We start from the raw sequence: 19,506 nt of genomic DNA on the forward strand, positions 1-19,506 counted from the left end.
AATAACATGTTATTTAAAAGGACAAGGTTAAAACAACAAAAAAGGGAATGTCTATTGGTGTCGGGAAGACTCCATTCTTACGGATGGTTAGATCGATTACTCGAGTTTCAAAGGGGCAAGTTATCTCTCAAACTATCCTAATCTTTAAGATGGGTCTGATTGTCATTAGAATGGACTACAGAGTGTGTATAGTTAAGGTTGAAAGGAGATTACCCATGAACGAGCAACAACGATTAGCAAGTCAACAAGCCAATTCTTCTATGAAAAAAGGAGAAAAAGATTACAGTAAATACTTTGAAAGTGTATATCAGCCGCCTTCTTTAAAAGATGCGAAAAAACGCGGAAAAGAAGAAGTTAAAATTGAACGTGATTTTGGTTTGCCAGAAGAGTTTCGTAACTTTGGTGCCGGAAGAAAGTTTTATATCCGTACTTATGGATGTCAAATGAATGAACATGATACAGAAGTAATGGCTGGTATTTTTACAACACTTGGATATGAACCAACATTTTCGACAGAAGATGCAGATGTGATTCTATTAAATACTTGTGCCATTCGTGAAAACGCTGAGAATAAAGTATTTGGTGAACTTGGTCATTTAAAACCATTAAAACAAAGAAACCCAGATCTTTTAATTGGTGTGTGTGGTTGTATGTCTCAAGAAGAATCTGTTGTAAATAAAATTATGCAAAAAAACCAGCATGTAGATATGGTATTTGGTACACATAATATTCATCGTTTGCCGTACATTTTAAAAGATGCGATGTTCTCAAAAGCGACAGTTGTTGAAGTATGGTCTAAAGAAGGGGATGTAATTGAAAACCTTCCGAAAGTACGTCGTGGTGATATTAAAGCATGGGTAAATATTATGTATGGATGCGACAAATTCTGTACATATTGCATAGTACCATATACACGTGGTAAAGAACGTAGTCGCCGCCCAGAAGATATTATTAATGAAATTCGTCATTTAGCGGCAAATGGATATAAAGAAATTACGTTGCTTGGTCAGAACGTAAACGCATACGGTAAAGACTTTGAAGATTTAGAATATGGTCTTGGCGATTTAATGGATGAACTTCGTAAGATTGATATAGCACGTGTTCGCTTTACGACAAGTCACCCACGTGATTTCGATGATCACTTAATTGAAGTACTTGGAAAAGGCGGTAATTTAGTTGAACATATCCACTTACCGGTGCAATCTGGAAGTACAGATATGTTGAAAATTATGGCACGTAAATATTCACGGGAACACTATTTAGAACTTGTACGTAAAATTAAAGAAGCGATTCCGAATGCAGTATTAACAACTGATATTATCGTTGGTTTCCCAAATGAAACAGACGAGCAGTTTGAAGAAACGATGTCGTTATATCGCGAAGTAGGGTTTGATAGTGCATTTACATTTATTTATTCTCCACGTGAAGGTACACCTGCTGCAAAAATGAAGGATAATGTACCGATGGAAGTGAAAAAAGAGCGTTTACAACGTTTAAATGCATTGGTTAATGAATATTCTATGGAAAAGAATAAACGATATAAAGGCCAAATCGTTGAAGTACTAGTTGATGGAGAAAGTAAGAATAATCCCGACGTGCTTGCAGGCTATACGCGTACCAATAAACTTGTAAACTTCGTAGCTCCAAAATATGCAATCGGTCAGCTTGTAAAAGTAAAAGTAACGGAAGCAAAAACTTGGTCTCTAAACGGGGAATTGGTTGAGGAGCCACTCGAGGTGAAATAATAGATGAAAGTTTATACAAAAGATGAAATTGTTGAGCAAGCGAAAAAATTAGCGGAAATGATTTCTGAAACAGAAGAAGTGGATTTCTTTAAACGTGCGGAAGCGCAAATTCATAAAAATGAAAATGTAAAACGTGCAATTGATGAAATTAAAGCGCTGCAAAAACAAGCCGTAAACTTACAGCATTATGGAAAATGGGAAGCATTGAAAAAAATAGAAGCGGAAATAGATGCTCTGCAAGATAAACTTGATAGCATTCCGGTTGTACAGGAATTTAAATCTTCACAAACATATGTAAATGATTTACTGCAGCTTGTAGCAAGTACCATTTCTAATAACGTAACGGATGAAATTTTAATTTCAACTGGTGGCAATGTGTTAAAAGGTGAAACGGGTGCTGAAGTAGAGAGTAAAAAAGGGAATTGTGATTGTTAAGGGAGATGTCTTATGGACATCTCTTTTTTGTTTTTATTTTGCTCTATAGTCTTTTGTCAAAAAAAGAATGACACATTCCGCTATTGTCACGCATATGATTAAGTGAATATTGATTGAGGAGGGTTCCGAATGTCCGAATTTAGAGAGATTATTACAAAGGCAGTAGTGGGCAAAGGACGTAAGTATACAAAGTCAACGCATACATGTGAATCAAATCATGAGCCGACAAGTATTCTCGGATGTTGGGTAATTAATCACACATATGAAGCAAGAAAGAATGGGAAGGCTGTAGAAATTGAAGGATACTACGATGTGAATACGTGGTACTCATTTGATGAAAACACAAAAACAGAAGTTGTAACAGAACGTGTTAGTTACACGGATGAAATCAATATTGGATATCGTGACAAAAATTTTTCAGGTGAAGATTTAGAAATTATTGCCCGCGTTATTCAACATCCAAATTGTTTAGAAGCAATTGTTTCACCAAATGATAACAAAATTGTTGTAACGGTAGAGCGTGAATTTGTAACAGAAGTTGTCGGTGAAACAAAAATTTGTGTAAATGTAAATCCAGATGGATGTCCAGAGGATGAGGATAGCTTTGAAGTAGATGATGATGAATTTGAAGAGTTAGATCCAAACTTTATTGTAGATGCAGAAGAAGAATAATAGAAAGCTAGGGAGAATTTCTTCCTAGCTTTTTACATAGTATTAGTCATACTGGATGGAACTATTTTGTATTGAAAATGTGCTATAATGAAGAGAGACTCCTATAAGTGGAGAGGAAATTGTCCGTGAAGTGCGGCATATAAATATAGCACATTTTTATGAAGTATGGAGGAAACAAATGGCACAGTACACCCCGATGATACAACAATATTTAAAGGTCAAGGCAGATTATCAAGATGCCTTTTTATTTTTCCGTTTAGGAGATTTTTATGAAATGTTCTTTGAGGATGCTATAAAGGCAGCACATGAGCTTGAAATTACATTAACAAGCCGAGATGGTGGGAGTAGTGATCGTATACCGATGTGTGGTGTCCCATATCATGCAGCAAAAAACTATATTGAACAGCTTGTTGAAAAAGGATATAAGGTTGCGGTTTGTGAACAAGTAGAAGATCCAAAAACAGCAAAAGGTGTTGTAAGACGTGAAGTTGTTCAATTGATTACGCCAGGAACGATGATGGAAGGGCGCACAATTGATGAGAAAGAAAACAACTTCTTAGCCGCGTTAACTCAATTTGAAGATGGTTCTTATGCACTGGCTTGTAATGATTTAACAACAGGACAAAATACAGTGACACTATTAACGGGTACGGTAGAAGATGTTTTATTAGAGGTGTATGCAACAGGTTCAAAAGAAATTGTTGTAGATTCTACATTTTCAAAAGATGAGCTAAACAAGCTAACAGAAACATTGAAAATGACAATTTCATATGAAGATGCAACGAAGATTCCTGAAGGGTTGGAACACCTTGTTAAAAGTGTGACGCAAACGAAATTAGTTACAGCAGTGGGACGCTTATTGAATTATGTATTAAGAACGCAAAAACGTTCATTGGATCACTTGCAGCCGGTAGATATTTATTATACAAATCAATTTATGAAAATTGATGTACATTCAAAGCGTAATTTAGAGTTAACAGAAACACTTCGAACAAAAGAGAAAACAGGATCTTTATTATGGCTATTAGATAAAACAAAAACAGCTATGGGTGGCCGTATGTTAAAACAGTGGATGGAACGTCCACTTATACAAAAAGACAACATTGAAGAACGTTTAGAAATGGTTGAAACGTTTGTGAATGACTATTTTTTACGTGAAGATTTAAAAGAAAAATTAAAAGAAGTGTATGATTTAGAGCGTTTAGCAGGAAAAGTCGCATATGGTAACGTAAATGCGCGTGATTTACTGCAATTAAGACGTTCACTTCTGCAAGTGCCAGCTATTTTAGAGGCCATTAGTTTATTAGACAATTCTTATGCAGCAAGGTTAATTCAAGGCGCTGATCCATGTGAAAGTTTAACAGAGTTACTAGGAAGAAGTATTCAAGAAAACCCACCGCTTTCTATAAAAGATGGGGATATTATAAAAGATGGCTATAATGACAAATTAGATCAATATCGCTATGTTAGTAAGAACGGAAAAACGTGGATTGCAGAGCTTGAAAAACGTGAGCGTGATATTACAGGTATTAAATCATTAAAGATTGGTTACAACCGTATTTTTGGCTATTATATTGAAGTGACAAAGGCAAATCTTTCTGCTCTCCCAGAGGGGCGCTATGAGCGTAAGCAGACACTTGCAAACGCAGAACGTTTCGTCACAGATGAATTAAAAGAAAAAGAAACATTGATTTTAGAGGCAGAAGAAAAAATTGTACAGCTAGAATATGATTTATTCACTGTACTTCGTGAAGAAGTAAAGGTGTTTATTCCTAAATTACAGCATCTAGCGAAAGTTATTAGTGAACTAGATGTACTGCAAAGCTTTGCAACAGTAAGTGAAGAAGAGCAATTTGTAAAACCAGTTTTAACAGATAAACGTGAAATCTTTATAAAAGATGGTCGCCATCCTGTTGTAGAAAAAGTATTGAACGGCAAATTGTATGTTCCAAATGACTGCATGATGCCTGAAAATATGGATGTCTTTTTAATTACGGGTCCAAATATGTCTGGTAAGAGTACGTATATGCGTCAATTAGCACTTATTACTGTTATGTCGCAAATCGGTTGTTTTGTACCAGCAACAGAAGCGGTGTTACCTGTATTTGACCAAATTTTTACGAGAATAGGTGCAGCAGATGATTTAATTTCAGGTCAAAGTACATTTATGGTCGAAATGTTAGAAGCGAAAAATGCAATTGCGAATGCATCGGAAAGAAGTCTAATTCTATTTGATGAAATTGGACGCGGTACATCTACGTATGACGGTATGGCACTCGCACAAGCAATCATAGAACATATTCATGATCAAATTGGAGCGAAAACATTATTCTCAACACATTATCACGAACTAACTGTATTAGAAGAAAGCTTAGAGCGACTGAAAAATGTACACGTTTCAGCTATTGAAGAAAACGGAAAAGTTGTTTTCTTGCATAAGATTCAAGATGGTGCAGCAGATAAAAGTTATGGTATTCACGTTGCCCAGCTTGCTGAACTGCCAGATAGCTTAATTGCTCGTGCGAAAGAAGTGTTAGCGCAGCTAGAAGGGCAAGAGGAAATCATCATTCCAAAACGAGTGGAAGTGAAAGTACAAGAAGAAATTGTCCAAGAACCAGTCGTTGTAAAAGAAAAATCAGAACCGCAGCTAGAAGAGAAAGAAGAACCTGCAGAATCACAGCTATCTTTCTTTACTACAGAACAGCCTGTGAAAAAAGAAGACAAGCCTATGTTTGATCAAAAAGAAACAGCTGTATTAACACAAATTAAAAAAATCGATTTACTTGATATGACTCCTCTAGAAGCCTTAAATGAACTGTATCGTTTGCAGAAAAAGTTAAAGAAAGGATGAGTAAGTAGATGGGGAAAATTCGCAAACTCGATGATCAACTCTCTAACTTAATTGCCGCAGGGGAAGTAGTCGAACGACCTGCTTCAGTTGTAAAAGAACTTGTCGAAAATTCCATCGATGCGAATAGTACATCTATTGAAATCCACTTAGAAGAAGCTGGATTATCAAAAATTCGCATCATTGATAATGGAGATGGCATTGCTGAAGAAGATTGTATTGTTGCTTTTGAGCGACATGCAACAAGTAAAATTAAAGATGAAAATGATTTATTTCGCATCCGCACGCTCGGTTTCCGTGGTGAGGCATTGCCAAGTATCGCATCTGTTAGTGAATTAGAGTTAGTCACAAGTACAGGAGATGCACCAGGTACACATCTTATTATTAAGGGCGGAGATATTATAATGCAGGAAAAAACAGCGAGCCGTAAAGGGACAGATATTACGGTTCAAAATCTGTTTTTTAACACGCCAGCACGCCTTAAATATATGAAAACAATTCATACAGAGCTTGGGAATATTACAGACATTGTATATCGCATTGCTATGTCCCATCCAGAAGTATCTTTGAAATTGTTTCATAATGAGAAAAAACTGTTACACACTTCAGGGAATGGTGATGTGAGGCAAGTACTTGCTGCAATTTACAGCATTCAAGTTGCGAAAAAACTCATTCCGATTGAAGCGGAATCATTGGACTTTACCATTCGTGGATATGTAACGTTACCTGAAGTAACGAGAGCATCTCGTAATTACATATCTACGATTGTAAATGGCCGTTACGTTCGAAACTATGTCTTAATGAAAGCAATTCAGCAAGGGTATCACACATTACTTCCAGTGGGACGTTATCCAATCGGTTTTTTATCAATCGAGATGGATCCAATGTTAGTTGACGTGAACGTTCATCCAGCGAAATTAGAAGTGCGTTTTAGTAAAGAGCAGGAATTACTGCAATTGATTGAAAAAACATTGCAGGACGCGTTTAAAAAAATACAGCTCATTCCAGATGCTGGTGTTACATCAAAGAAAAAAGAAAAAGATGAAAGTGTACAAGAGCAATTTCATTTTGAACATACAAAACCGAAAGAAGTACCACTGCCAAACATCGTCTTACCGACTGGAATGGATGAGAAACAAGAAGAAATCCAAGCCAAACCACAAAACAAAAATTTACTTTGGCAACCACCGAAGCAGGAATGGCAGCCACCAGAATCTTTAGTAAAAGAAGAAAATAGTTGGCAACTTTCTAAATCAATGATTGGAAAATCTGTCCAAGACGGGAATGAATGGGATAACAGCGAGGAAGATTTTGAATTAGAAGAAGTAGCAGAAATCCAAGAAATCGAAATGAATGGAAACGACTTACCACCGCTTTATCCAATCGGGCAAATGCATGGAACCTATATTTTCGCCCAAAATGATAAAGGTTTATATATGATTGACCAGCATGCAGCGCAAGAGCGAATCAATTATGAATATTTCCGTGATAAAGTAGGACAAGTAACGAGAGAAGTACAAGAATTGCTCGTACCATATCGTATTGATTTATCTCTCACTGAATTCTTACGTGTCGAAGAGCAATTAGAGGAATTGAAAAAGGTAGGATTATTCTTAGAACAATTTGGTCATCAATCCTTTATCGTTCGTTCGCATCCAACGTGGTTCCCAAAAGGACAGGAAATAGAAATCATCGATGAAATGATGCAGCAAGTTGTCAAACTAAAAAAAGTCGATATAAAAAAACTGCGTGAAGAAGCAGCCATTATGATGAGCTGTAAAGCATCGATCAAAGCAAATCAATATTTAACGAACGATCAAATATTTGCTTTGCTAGAAGAACTGCGTACAACAACAAATCCTTACACATGTCCGCATGGTAGACCTATACTTGTGCATCATTCGACGTATGAACTGGAGAAGATGTTTAAGCGGGTGATGTAGGAGAGTGTCCAAAGGAAAAAAAGTCCGCTAATGGGTAATGAAAATTGTTTGTACTGTTTAAAGTTAGTATAAAGAATGAAAAATACCACTGAATTAATGAGTTTTTACGTTAATATACTGAAAAAATAATAATGTACGAAAAGAATTTTTTAATAGGCAAAAAAGCATGACAATTTTATGTCATGCTTTTTGTTAATTATCCATGTATATATTAACTCAACTTGCATATTTTCTTTGGGCAGGCAGTGTACTTCTTCTTCTCCTTGGGACATAAAAATCAATTAGGTTTTTATTCAATTATAGGGCGCTTTAATGGGGTAACGAAAAAAGCCTAATTTCTTAATATTAATACTAAGAAATTGGGCTTTTTAATATTGGAATTTCTTAACGTTGTAAATCCGTATTTTCCTGACGCTACACTAAATGATTGGATATTTGGATATCATTTTTTGTAAGTCATTTGTCTTGTAAAATGGGGTTTTTTCTTCCTTTGAATTTGCAACAATTATGGTCGTGTAAATACATTGATAAAAATGAGAAACTGTGGTAAATTTATATAGATACACCAGTAATGGATTTTTGTGTAAATTATCCCTATTTTAATTATACATCATAAAATCCTTTTCAGTCAACCCCTATTTTTATTTTTTTAAAGGAGTGTTTGATATGAACATGGAACTTCGCGAGGAGCAAGAACGAGTGGACAGCGTAATTGGTTGATCAGATGAACAATTTTTGTCATATGATTCGTCTTGGTATTGAGCGATAAATGGGAGGGAAAGAAATGAAACCATATGTACTAGAGTTTCGTGAGATCGATAAAACGAGACAAATGGTGGTCGGTGGCAAAGGGATGAATTTGGGCGAATGTTCGAGGATTGAAGGAATACTTGTACCAGAGGGATTTTGTGTTACCACTGAGGCATATAAAAGAGTCGTTGGGAAAAATGAGGAGCTTCATCAATTACTGGATCAACTAGCAGTTCAAAAAGTGGACGAACGAGAAAGAATTAGTGAAATTAGCAGGAAGATTCGTGAGCTGATTGAGGGGATCGAGATCGAGAAGGGGATCGAAGAAGATATCGATCGATGTCTCTTAACTTTTGGCTTCGAGCATGCATATGCTGTTCGTTCAAGTGCTACAGCCGAGGATCTTCCATTTGCCTCCTTTGCTGGTCAACAGGACACCTATTTAAATATCATCGGAAAAGATGCAATATTGCGACACATCAGTAAATGTTGGGCTTCCCTATTTACTGATCGCGCAGTAATTTACCGAATCCAAAACGGATTTGATCACAGCCAGGTTTACCTATCCGTTATCATTCAACGGATGATTTTCCCACAGGCTTCAGGAATTTTATTTACTGCTGATCCGATTACTTCCAATCGAAAGCTACTATCGATCGATGCTAGCTTTGGACTAGGAGAGGCTCTTGTCTCCGGCTTGGTATCTGCGGATTGCTATAAGGTGCAAGAAGATAAAATCGTCGATAAGATGATAGCAACCAAAAAACTGGCCATCTATGGACTAAAAGAAGGCGGAACAGAGACACAGCAGATCGATCCTGATCGGCAAAAGACGCAAACACTTACTGAACAACAAATTTTACAGCTCGCACGCATAGGCAGAGAGATTGAAGCTTATTTTGGTTGCCCACAAGATATCGAATGGTGTCTGGCTGACGAGACATTTTATATCGTGCAAAGTCGTCCCATCACTACTTTATACCCTGTCCCTGAAGCAGATGATCAGGAAAATCACGTTTATGTATCTGTCGGTCACCAACAAATGATGACCTATCCCTTGAAACCATTGGGAATGTCTTTATTCCAGTTAACATCTTTTGGACCCAGGTTTAAAGCTGGTGGAAGGTTATTTGTTGATATCACGCATAATCTGGCTTCGCCTGTCAGTAGAAAAACGATAATAGATACCTTGGGGCAATCCGATCCGCTTATAAAAGACGCACTCATGACTATAATAGAGCGAGAAGATTTTATAAAATCGTCACCAGATGGTAAAAAAGTACCGAGTTCTAGTAAAAGCAATAAAGGTATATCGTCTTCGGGTTTTCAAGCACAAATCGAAAACGATCCGACAATCGTTTCTGATTTGATTCAGAGTAGTCAAACATCGATAGAAGAGTTAAAACAAGACATCCAAACGAAATCAGGATCAGATTTATTTGATTGTATTCTAGAAGATATCCAGAAATTAAAGACGATTTTATTTGACCCACAAAGTTTGGGTGTAATTATGGCTGCTATGGATGCTTCATCATGGATCAATGAGAAAATGAACAAGTGGTTAGGTGAAAAAAACGTAGCAGACACGCTTTCTCTATCTGCACCAAACAATATTACTTCAGAAATGGGTCTGGCGCTATTGGATGTTGCAGATGTGATTCGTCCTTATCCGGAAGTAATCAATTATTTACAACATGTAAAAGATGATAACTTTTTGGATGAACTGGTTAAGTTTGATGGTGGACAGGAAATCCAAGACGCTATCTATGCTTATCTCAACAAATACGGAATGCGATGTGCTGGAGAAATCGATATTACTAAAACTCGTTGGAGTGAAAAACCAACTACACTTGTCCACATGATTCTCAATAACATCAAAGAATTTGATCCTAATTCTGGCAATCGGAAATTTGAGCAAGGGCGACAGGAAGCTTTGAAAAAAGAACAAGAGTTATTAGATCGATTGAAGCAATTACCGGATGGTAAACGAAAAGCCAAAGAGACAAAACGAATGATCAGCCTGATCCGGAATTTCATCGGTTATCGTGAATATCCAAAATACGGCATGATTAATCGCTACTTCATTTATAAGCAGGCTTTACTGAAAGAAGCCGAACAACTCGTGCAAGCCAGCGTTATTCACGAAAAAGAAGATATATACTATCTCACTTTTGAAGAACTTCACGAAGTCGTACGTACAAACAAACTGGATTACCAGATCATCAGCAAACGAAAAGACGAGTACAAATTATATAAAAAATTAACTCCCCCACGTGTTATCACGTCTGATGGTGAAATTATTGCGGGTGAGTACAAACGAGAAAATCTCCCAGCCGAAGCGATTTTAGGTCTGCCTGTTTCTTCCGGAGTTATAGAGGGACGAGCGCGTGTCATTTTAAACATGGAAGATGCTGATTTAGAAGATGGAGATATATTAGTCACCTCCTTTACTGACCCTGGCTGGACACCATTGTTTGTATCCATAAAAGGACTTGTCACTGAAGTTGGCGGACTGATGACCCATGGAGCAGTCATCGCACGTGAATATGGCTTACCTGCCGTTGTCGGTGTTGAAAATGCCACCAAGCTGATAAAAGATGGGCAACGTATTCGAGTAAATGGAACAGAAGGTTATATAGAAATACTATAATTCATTACATTTAAATCATAAAAGAAGAGCATTCGAATTAGGAGAATCATTGACATCATGGTGCTTTGCGGTCTATGGTAAGAACCCTGTCACTAGGACATATAAGGGGGCAGTAACTGAAGATCGATATTAATGTCTGTTAAGATTATCTTGAAATCGAGTCTTCTGTTAAAGAGCGCTATTGTTGAATAAGAAAGGACATTACATATTAGTCATATAAAATATGTAATGTCCTTTAATTTATCTATCTTTTTTTATTTTAGGTCTTGATAAAAGATCTTTCAAAATGGTTTCTTTTTGTGTATTGCATAGGAATTTAGTAGGGTCATTTTAATTAAACTTTATTCCAGTGCTATAGATAACGGCGCACCTTGAAATAAAATAGGGTTTGATGTTTTTGTGGTTTTTACATTTTAATAATTGTATATAAATAAAATATGCTATAGAACACCGAGATATAATGGTGTCATATTAATGTAATTCATAATTTATACAGAAAAGAGTTGAAGTAGAATATGTTATATTCCAAAAATTTAGTAGGTATGAGTTTGATAGTATCACTTACAATAGGTGGGCTTCTATGATAAAGATATAGACAAAATGAGTAAATTAACAGGTGAAGATGGAAAACAATTTAATGAAGCGATGGCGGAAAAGGTTAGAAAAGCTGTCCTATATAATTATGAAGGCGTATCTAGTATTACAGAAGAATCAGTAGATAACTATTTTAAAAATTTTAAAGAAGCAATACGGCAAAAAGTGAAATTTGAAACGAATGTTGTATATATAGACGGAGAAGGTAAAACTGCAGGAGTGGAAATAAAATCAAAGCCAATATTGATATCAAGTTTGAGAACAAAAGTTGAAGATGAGCAAAAAAGAATATTAAGTGAAAACCCATCAATATCTAACCCAAAATTAATAAAGCAACTACATGATTATTCATCTTCAATATTACTTGAAGCAGAAATATCTTCTACGGAAGAATCGGTAAGGGTTGATATGTATAATAAAGGTGACGATAAGTGGCATATAAATGGAGAGGATATAACGAAACTTCCAAGGATTTTATATAAACCATAATATATTATTAAACTCTTTATAAAAAAGATACTATTAATTCGATATACAGGTTTACTCAAACGATTTTTGAATTTTCTGTATTGTAAAAGGTAAGAATTTTTCTTGGAGCGAAGTTATGCAGAAACAACATATTGTGGGAACTATTGTAGGTTTGAAACAAAGTTTGATTAAAAACACCTCACAAACCCGTATTGTACGATAATAAAAAGAATCCATTTTGAAAAAAAGTGAATAGCTCCCTGTCAAGTAGACAGGGAGCTGTTCAAGATTGATCGAAATGGATTCTTCTTTTGTAGATATGTTTTAACATTTATAAAAAAGTTTGATCATTATCTAATCCTTATTCAACAGCACAGACAGCTTTCGCTAAATAAAACTATGTCCAGAGAACAGTATTTGAAATTCACGATATAACATGTTGGTAAGTTATATCCCTTAATATGGGATGTAAGGTTTGATGAGGGGAAACTCAAAATAGGTTTCCTTCTTGGTATATATAGTAAACGTTCTTTTCCGGTTATTTCTTCATTTTTTGATCCATTTAGTATTGTTCCGATGATCATGATTTCTTATTTTATGTTAAAGGAAGTTTTAGTCTTTCAAAGTGGAACAGTCCCTGCTCCGTTTACAATGCGAGTTCTGTTTCAAATTAGTATTCTCACATGCTTGGCTGTGCCGACTGTCATGCTGTATACGGCGCAAGAGGTCCAGCGTGTAAAAAGAGAAGAGTTTATGATGGCAGCAATGGTTCTTGGAGGAAGTAAATGGCATCAATTATGTCGACATGTTTGGCCACATCTTTTGCCATCTTTTTTCTTACTGGTTGCGCAGCAATTTGTTAGTATGTTATTGCTACTTTTACATCTTGGTTTACTCCATTTGTTTTTTGGAGGAACTATATCATATAGCGGTGATACAGATAGTGTGACGAAGGAGTGGACAGGACCGATTGGACAAAATTTCCGTCATTTGACCACACATACTTGGATCGTTCTTGTACTGATTTTTTTCATATCCTGACAATTTTGGTAGGGAATCTTATAAGTAATAGTCTACAAGGGGCGATTGGAATAGGAAATCTGAGGAGAAGGAAAGTAGGAGAGAAAGAAGAGAAAGTTGAGAAACAGGCGAAAAGTGAAAGAGAAGATTTTTCCTTCCATCAAGAAGTATCTAAATAAAAAAGATAGATGAGAACAATCTGTTTTCATCTATCTTTTTTCGATTTTACAAAGGTGGTAAATCAATTTTTCCTTCTTCAAATAACTCTTTTAGCATATGTTTCGTATATCCGGCAGCTTGCCCAAATGTAATTTTTGCAGGCATTGGTGCTTCATTTACATCTACTACTACATCAATAATACATGGCTTATCTTGTTTTACTGCATTTTCAAAAGCAGGGAGAAGTTCATCTAAGTGTTCTACACGGTAGCCAACTCCACCGCATGCTTCTGCATATTTTGCAAAATTAGGGTTTGTTAAATCTGTACCAAACTCAATATTTCCCATTACTTCTTGTTCGAATTTAATCATTGCAATCTTATGGTTGTTGAGTACAACAACCACAATTGGTAATTTATATTTTACTGCAGTGACAAAATCATTCATTGTCATTCCAAATCCACCATCACCACAAATTGCAAAGACTTGTTTATCTGGATAAGCGATTTGACCAGCAATTGCTCCAGGTAGACCGCATCCGAGTGTAGCGAGCCAACTAGAGATGATAAATTGTTGATTCATCATCCGAAAATGACGAGCAGCCCATACTGTTACATTCCCAACATCTACTGATAAAATGGCATCATCATGAGCGACATGTTGCAAGGCATGCATAACTCTTTGTGGTTTAATTGGAGTAGAAGAGTCCTCTTCTTGATTATGCAATTTTTCTTCCCATTTCTTCATCAGTTCTTGATGATATTCTAGGAATGAATGATCCTCATGCTTCTCCACATTTTCTAAAAACCATTTCAATGTTTTATCTGCATCACCAGCTAATCCGATATCTGTCGCATAACGCTTCCCAATTTGTGCAGGATCCGTATCAATATGAAGCGTTTTTGCTTTTTCGGGTAAAAAACCAGTGAAAGGGTAAGAAGTACCAATCATGATTAATGTATCTGCATGCTTCATTGCTTCGTAAGATGGTTTTGTTCCAATTAACCCTAATCCGCCTATACAAAGGGGATGTTCATCAGGAATAATTCCTTTAGCTGGAAGTGTTAAAACAATTGGTGCGCCAATATGTTCTGCGAATGCAAGTAAAGATTCCTTCGCATGTTTTGCTCCTTTTCCAGCTAAAATAACAGGTTTTTTTGCGTTATTTAATGCTAGTTTTGCTAACTTTAGATCCTCTTCTTGCGGAAAGAGTTCGGGTAATGTAAAAGAAGAACTTGTTATACGTGCGCCAGCTTCTACTTCAAACTTCGGAACATCATCTGGTATGGTAAGAACAGATACACCTTTCTTTGTATATGCCATACGAATCGCTTGGTTTACAACCGCAGGGAGTTGTTCTGCTGACATAATTCGTTGATTATAAACAGCGACATCATCAAACATTCTTTCTAAGTTTACCTCTTGGAAAAATCCTGTTCCGAGTAAATCTGATTCAACTTGACCTGTAATTGCGAGAACGGGTGCTTGATCTAGTTTTGCATCATATAATCCATTTAGTAAGTGGATCGCACCAGGCCCAGCGATAGCCATACAAACGCCTAATTTTCCTGTTAATTTTGCATAAGATGCAGCCGCTAATGCACCGGCTTCTTCATGGCGAACTTGAATGAATTTAATTTGGTCTTGTTTTTTTCGAAGTGGCTCAATAATAGAATTGATCGAATCACCGGGCATACCGTAAATGTGATCAACGCCCCATTCGATAAGCAAATCAACAAGCGCTTCACCTGCTGTTTTTCGAAACATGAAAGATCCTCCTTACATACTGTGATACTATTATGTTTCGAAAAAAAAGGTAAAATATACAAATAATAAATAAAAGTGCAGTTCTAATGGTGTCCTGCGAAGAATGTAAAGGCTGTTATGAGTAAAAAACCGCTCATAGACCAGGATAAGAAGGGAAGTAAAGCGAGGTGTTTCTTCGCTTTCCAAAGCATTTCATGTATTGTGACATATCCTAAAGAACCGATTGCACTTCCCATTATCATCCCTTGTAAATGAATCGCTTTCCCGTTCATCATCATCCCAAAGATTGTGCCAGTGCCGAGGATAATTGATAATAACAGAATTGTTAATAGAAATGAGAGATATTTATGCTGTGTAAATAAAAAAGGAATAATTAAAGCTAATCCTTCTGGAATATGGTGTATAACAATCGCAAATAAGAATGGAATGGCAGTTTCATTATGGTTTGTAAAAGCAGCGCCTAATGCAAAGCCGCTCGGCATATTGTGAATAAAAATAGCGAAGGAGAGAAATAAAAAAGTTTGCCATGCTTGCTGGTCTTTTTTATGTATGATAGGGTGATGGCAATAATTATCTAGTAAACTCATAATTAATAAACCAATGGCAATTCCGAGCATAGGACCCATGATTTCATAGCTTGAAAAAGTTTCTGGAATGATTTCTAGTGATAATAGACCGAGTAAGATACCGCCGCATAGCGCATATAAACGATGCATTTTCTCTTCTATCAGTTGACGTGTGGCAAGTCCGACAGCGCCACCTAATAGTAATCCACCAAACGAAAAAAACGTAACGATCATCGGAATCCATAATCGTTCCATAGAATCACACTCCATTTTTATGGCCTTCATTTTCAGCTTACTGTGTGAAAGGGGAGATTAGTCCAAATTATTTGGAAGTAATTCTAGATTATTGAGATTCGAAGTATCCGAATAATATGGTGAAAAAATCGTTAGTCTGAAACAACGGGAGATTGTATTTGTTTTAGAGAAAAGCGAGTCTGTTCATATACAATCCAATCAGAATATATTGATAGCTATTGAATCAACTTGAACTTGTAGAGTTTTCTAATGAAATGTAATGATTGATATCTGTAAGTAGAATTTGTATAAAAAATTTCAAAATGATAGACTTTCAAACTTGTGAGATATTTATTCGAATACATGGTTAATATGAAAAAAAGGGGGAATAAGGTGAAAAATAAATTATTATTTGCTTGTTAAAAAGCAAAAATACTTTTGATTTGAAGAAGTTTAAAAAGAATCTACTTTTAATATTACAGACGAGGGATTATGTATCGAGATCAGAATTAAAATAAACTAAAAAGGGCAAATATATTAGACTTACATAATATGTTGATTGCTTTTTTCTATAAGAAGTTGAAGACAGTTCTTCAATCACATTAATGTTGTCTTTTCATTCAATCCATGATGTATACACTTCTCTTATATAAAACATAAAACGTTCATTATTTAAAAAAGTAATTCTTATAATGATAGGAGCAAGTATTAAGTAATGTAAGGATTTTTGGATATTTTGTAGAATTTTATAATTATCAAGCACTTAATCAGCTTTTTGAAGAACATTTATCCCGCTATTTGTGGGCAGACCCCTACCTCAAAATTCAACAAAAGCAAAGAAGTTGGGTGGGGGAAACTGCCTGTAAAAGCCCGATTGGTCAGGCTAATAATCAGTAGGATGCTTACTACCCATAAATACATACCAAAATTCACCTGTTAAAGGGGGATATAGTTTTGACAATTAAAAAGGAGACAAATCTTAATTCACCGCTGCAATCCAAAGAAACAAGTGGAAATGTGCTTTCAACAATTACACAGTTGCCTAGTATATACGTGATTTTTGTTTTTGGCTTACTGATTTCCAGGGTTGGTGATTCCCTTTATACGTTTGCCCTTCCTTGGATTGCCTATGAGTTGACTGGTTCAGCAGTAATAATGAGTTCTCTTTTTGCTATTGGTGTGCTACCCATTGTTTTATTTGGTCCAATAGTAGGAGTAGTGGTAGATCGTTGTGACCGACGAAAATTAATGTGGACCGCTGATCTAGGATGTATTGCTTTGGTAGCATTCATTCCCATTCTTCATATGCTAGGTCTTCTCCAAATCTGGCATCTATACGTTGTTTCTTTTATTTTAGCAATACTATCCATGTTGTTTGATGTAGCTACTGTTACAGTAATTCCACATATCGCAGGTCAGTCGTTAACAAGAGCCAATTCGGCATACCAAATGGTTAATCAAATTGCTAGTTTAACAGGACCCGCATTAGCGGGCATTATAATTGCTGTAATAGGAGGACTTAACGCTCTCTGGATAAATGTCCTCTCTTTTGTAGCTACTTTAATTGTAGTCTTGCTATTACCAAAAATCGAAAAAAGAAAACCCATGGATAAAGCGGGAAATCTATTGGGGAACCTAGGGAACGATATGAAAGAGGGATTTAAATGGCTATTAAATGATCGTCTTAACCTTGCTTTATCTTTTCAAGCAATGGTAGGTAACTTTGGCGCTAGTGCCATACTGGGAGCACTTATGTATTACTTGCTTTCAACATTACACTTATTTGCTGAACAAAGTGGTCTTAATTATACGTTGATCGGAGTAGGTGGCCTTTTAGGAAGTATCATTGTTGTTCCGCTCGAACAACGTTTTAGACGTGGAATTCTTATTCCTGTTCTTTTAGGTATAGGTGCGATTGGATTGACCTATGCCATATGGAGTAAATATTGGCTTGCACCAGGTATTGCATTTGGTATTGCTATGATTTGTAATATAGCTTGGAATACCATTGTAGCATCGGTCCGACAGGAAACTGTACCTACCGATATGCAAGGAAGAGTTTTAGGATTCTCAAGAGTGCTTACCCGTCTGGCTATGCCGTTAGGAGCATTAGCGGGTGGAGTGATTTCTGACTTTAACCCAGTTGCAATATTTATACTAGCATCAGCTACAAAGTTCATTGAAGTCATAATTGCACTTACGAGTCCTATACGTAAACTATGAGTATTTGATTCAGATGAAAATCCATTAGAATGTTGTCAAGGACATATTCAATCGGATATTAAGATACCTAGAGTATAAATCTAACGTAAATCCAACTGAGAATTTTGGTGAGAGTGCAATGAAGCTTCAATGTAAAGATACCAAAGGGAATTTATATACAGAATATGTTATTGGATATTTTGAAAGAGGTTATTCTGGAAATGCTGTAATAACGATAAAATTTGTTGATGCAAATGGAAAACTTGACATAGAAATCAAAGATACTACATCTTTATATTAAAATGTACAATTATCCAATTCTTCCTCGTTTCTTTATCAATCTTGAGGTGAGAGTCCTACTGCCTGTTAATATGGGATAAAATAATAACCTGTTACTAAAAAAGTATATGATAGTCAAGACGCATAGATGAAAAATGTATTCGAAATGAGTAGTAGTCGTATTAAAATTTTTGGGGGGAATATTTTGAAACGCTATTTTATCAATAATGGGAACATAGATGTACATATTACAGAATGGGGGAGTAAAAATAATCCCGTAATCTTTTGTTTACATGGATTAGGAAGCACGAGTCTTAGTTTTATAGAAATTGCTGAGCAGCTCAAAGCGGAGTATAGATTGATTTCAATTGATGTGCCTGGACACGGTAAAACTTCTCCGTTTGAAAGTGCTGAAGAATATGAAATGCCTCGTTTGGCAACATGGTTAAACGACCTATTGAATCATCTTGAAATTGAACAATTTTATTTCTTATCACATTCTTGGGGAAGTTTGGTGTCTTTGTTTTATTTGATGGAATACCCCGAAAGAGTAAAAGGTAGTATTCTCATCGATGGAGGATATCAAACAAAAAGACTTAAAGAAGAAACTGTAGAAGAAGAAATAGCTTACTATGAAAAAGATTTTGAAGAATATGTATTTAATGATTGGAAATCTTTCTTCAAAAGTGAAAAAGCAGCATATACAAGATGGTCTGCCTTGTTAGAACTGGCCGTAAAAGACCTTGGTTTAGAAAATGACAATAAAGTGTATTGGCATGCAAGAGGTGTAACAGCCGGTCATATCATTAAAGCTATGCATAAACATGAAACAATAGATATTTATGAAATTTTGCCGTCCAACATCCTATTATTAAGGGCTACATTACCCAATAGCTGGGATGCATATAGAAGTAAGACGGCAAACATCTTTAAACAGAAAACAGGAGGAACAGTAAAATTAATTCCTAATACTACTCATATGCTACATTGGGATAAACCAGAGGTTGTAGTGGAAGAAATAAGAAAGTGCTGGTCTCATTCTTATTAAACAAATAGATGTTTTAGTTGAATAAGTCAAAGAAAAAATCGATTCCTTTCAAGTTCAGGGAATCGATTTTTTAGGTGTGTGAATTCAATAAGGATATTATTACTTGTTATATCTTTTTTACATATT

Annotated in this window: 12 protein-coding genes and 1 pseudogene; 11 read left to right on the plus strand and 2 right to left on the minus strand. The window is 35.8% G+C overall.

What is annotated here, in order from left to right; all coding sequences use genetic code 11:
- Window positions 1-215: 215 nt before the first annotated feature.
- The 8 genes and pseudogenes from miaB to JDS96_RS15090 all read left to right on the plus strand — a co-directional run.
- Window positions 216-1,745 carry a tRNA (N6-isopentenyl adenosine(37)-C2)-methylthiotransferase MiaB gene (gene miaB, locus JDS96_RS15055; RefSeq protein ID WP_003199427.1) on the plus strand — a complete coding sequence of 510 codons (1,530 nt, stop codon included), beginning with the start codon at window positions 216-218 and terminating at the stop codon, window positions 1,743-1,745.
- A 3-nt stretch (window positions 1,746-1,748) separates the two neighbouring features.
- A complete protein-coding gene (locus JDS96_RS15060) occupies window positions 1,749-2,180 on the plus strand; it encodes a YlbF/YmcA family competence regulator (RefSeq protein WP_003199429.1) in 432 nt (143 codons plus the stop codon).
- 129 nt (window positions 2,181-2,309) lie between these two features.
- On the plus strand, window positions 2,310-2,852 hold the full coding sequence (cotE, locus tag JDS96_RS15065; protein ID WP_003199431.1) for an outer spore coat protein CotE: 543 nt from the start codon (window positions 2,310-2,312) through the stop codon (window positions 2,850-2,852).
- A 178-nt stretch (window positions 2,853-3,030) separates the two neighbouring features.
- Entirely contained in the window at window positions 3,031-5,703 is a 2,673-nt protein-coding gene (mutS, locus tag JDS96_RS15070; RefSeq protein ID WP_033796697.1) for a DNA mismatch repair protein MutS, read from the plus strand.
- A gap of 8 nt (window positions 5,704-5,711) precedes the next feature.
- A complete protein-coding gene (mutL, locus tag JDS96_RS15075; protein WP_098610041.1) occupies window positions 5,712-7,643 on the plus strand; it encodes a DNA mismatch repair endonuclease MutL in 1,932 nt (643 codons plus the stop codon).
- Between the two features lie 784 nt (window positions 7,644-8,427).
- Window positions 8,428-11,043, plus strand: a complete 2,616-nt coding sequence (gene ppsA, locus JDS96_RS15080) for a phosphoenolpyruvate synthase (protein WP_199667268.1) — start codon at window positions 8,428-8,430, stop codon at window positions 11,041-11,043.
- A 600-nt stretch (window positions 11,044-11,643) separates the two neighbouring features.
- The gene (locus JDS96_RS15085; protein WP_242479910.1) at window positions 11,644-12,126 is read left to right on the plus strand and encodes a DUF5105 domain-containing protein; all 483 of its coding nucleotides are present in this window, start codon (window positions 11,644-11,646) and stop codon (window positions 12,124-12,126) included.
- A 474-nt stretch (window positions 12,127-12,600) separates the two neighbouring features.
- Window positions 12,601-13,304 (plus strand): annotated as a pseudogene (locus JDS96_RS15090) (ABC transporter permease subunit); the annotation flags it as partial.
- 46 nt (window positions 13,305-13,350) lie between these two features.
- Here the strand turns inward: JDS96_RS15090 and JDS96_RS15095 are convergent.
- Together JDS96_RS15095 and JDS96_RS15100 are read right to left on the minus strand one after the other, a co-directional pair.
- Window positions 13,351-15,051, minus strand: a complete 1,701-nt coding sequence (locus JDS96_RS15095; RefSeq protein ID WP_199667269.1) for a pyruvate oxidase — start codon at window positions 15,049-15,051, stop codon at window positions 13,351-13,353.
- 83 nt (window positions 15,052-15,134) lie between these two features.
- Window positions 15,135-15,872 carry a ZIP family metal transporter gene (locus JDS96_RS15100; protein WP_018767013.1) on the minus strand — a complete coding sequence of 246 codons (738 nt, stop codon included), beginning with the start codon at window positions 15,870-15,872 and terminating at the stop codon, window positions 15,135-15,137.
- Between the two features lie 969 nt (window positions 15,873-16,841).
- Here JDS96_RS15100 and JDS96_RS15105 point away from each other — a divergent pair.
- From JDS96_RS15105 to JDS96_RS15115, 3 genes are all read left to right on the plus strand, one after another.
- On the plus strand, window positions 16,842-18,074 hold the full coding sequence (locus JDS96_RS15105) for an MFS transporter (protein WP_374221000.1): 1,233 nt from the start codon (window positions 16,842-16,844) through the stop codon (window positions 18,072-18,074).
- A gap of 118 nt (window positions 18,075-18,192) precedes the next feature.
- Window positions 18,193-18,354: a hypothetical protein gene (locus JDS96_RS15110; RefSeq protein WP_003204467.1), complete on the plus strand. Its 162-nt coding sequence runs from the start codon at window positions 18,193-18,195 to the stop codon at window positions 18,352-18,354.
- Window positions 18,355-18,537: 183 nt separating this feature from the next.
- Window positions 18,538-19,380 (plus strand): alpha/beta fold hydrolase, encoded by an 843-nt coding sequence (locus tag JDS96_RS15115; protein ID WP_199667270.1) that lies wholly within the window; start codon window positions 18,538-18,540, stop codon window positions 19,378-19,380.
- Window positions 19,381-19,506 lie beyond the last annotated feature (126 nt).

Source organism: Bacillus cereus group sp. N21 (assembly GCF_016483395.1).
Taxonomy (GTDB): domain Bacteria; phylum Bacillota; class Bacilli; order Bacillales; family Bacillaceae_G; genus Bacillus_A; species Bacillus_A pseudomycoides.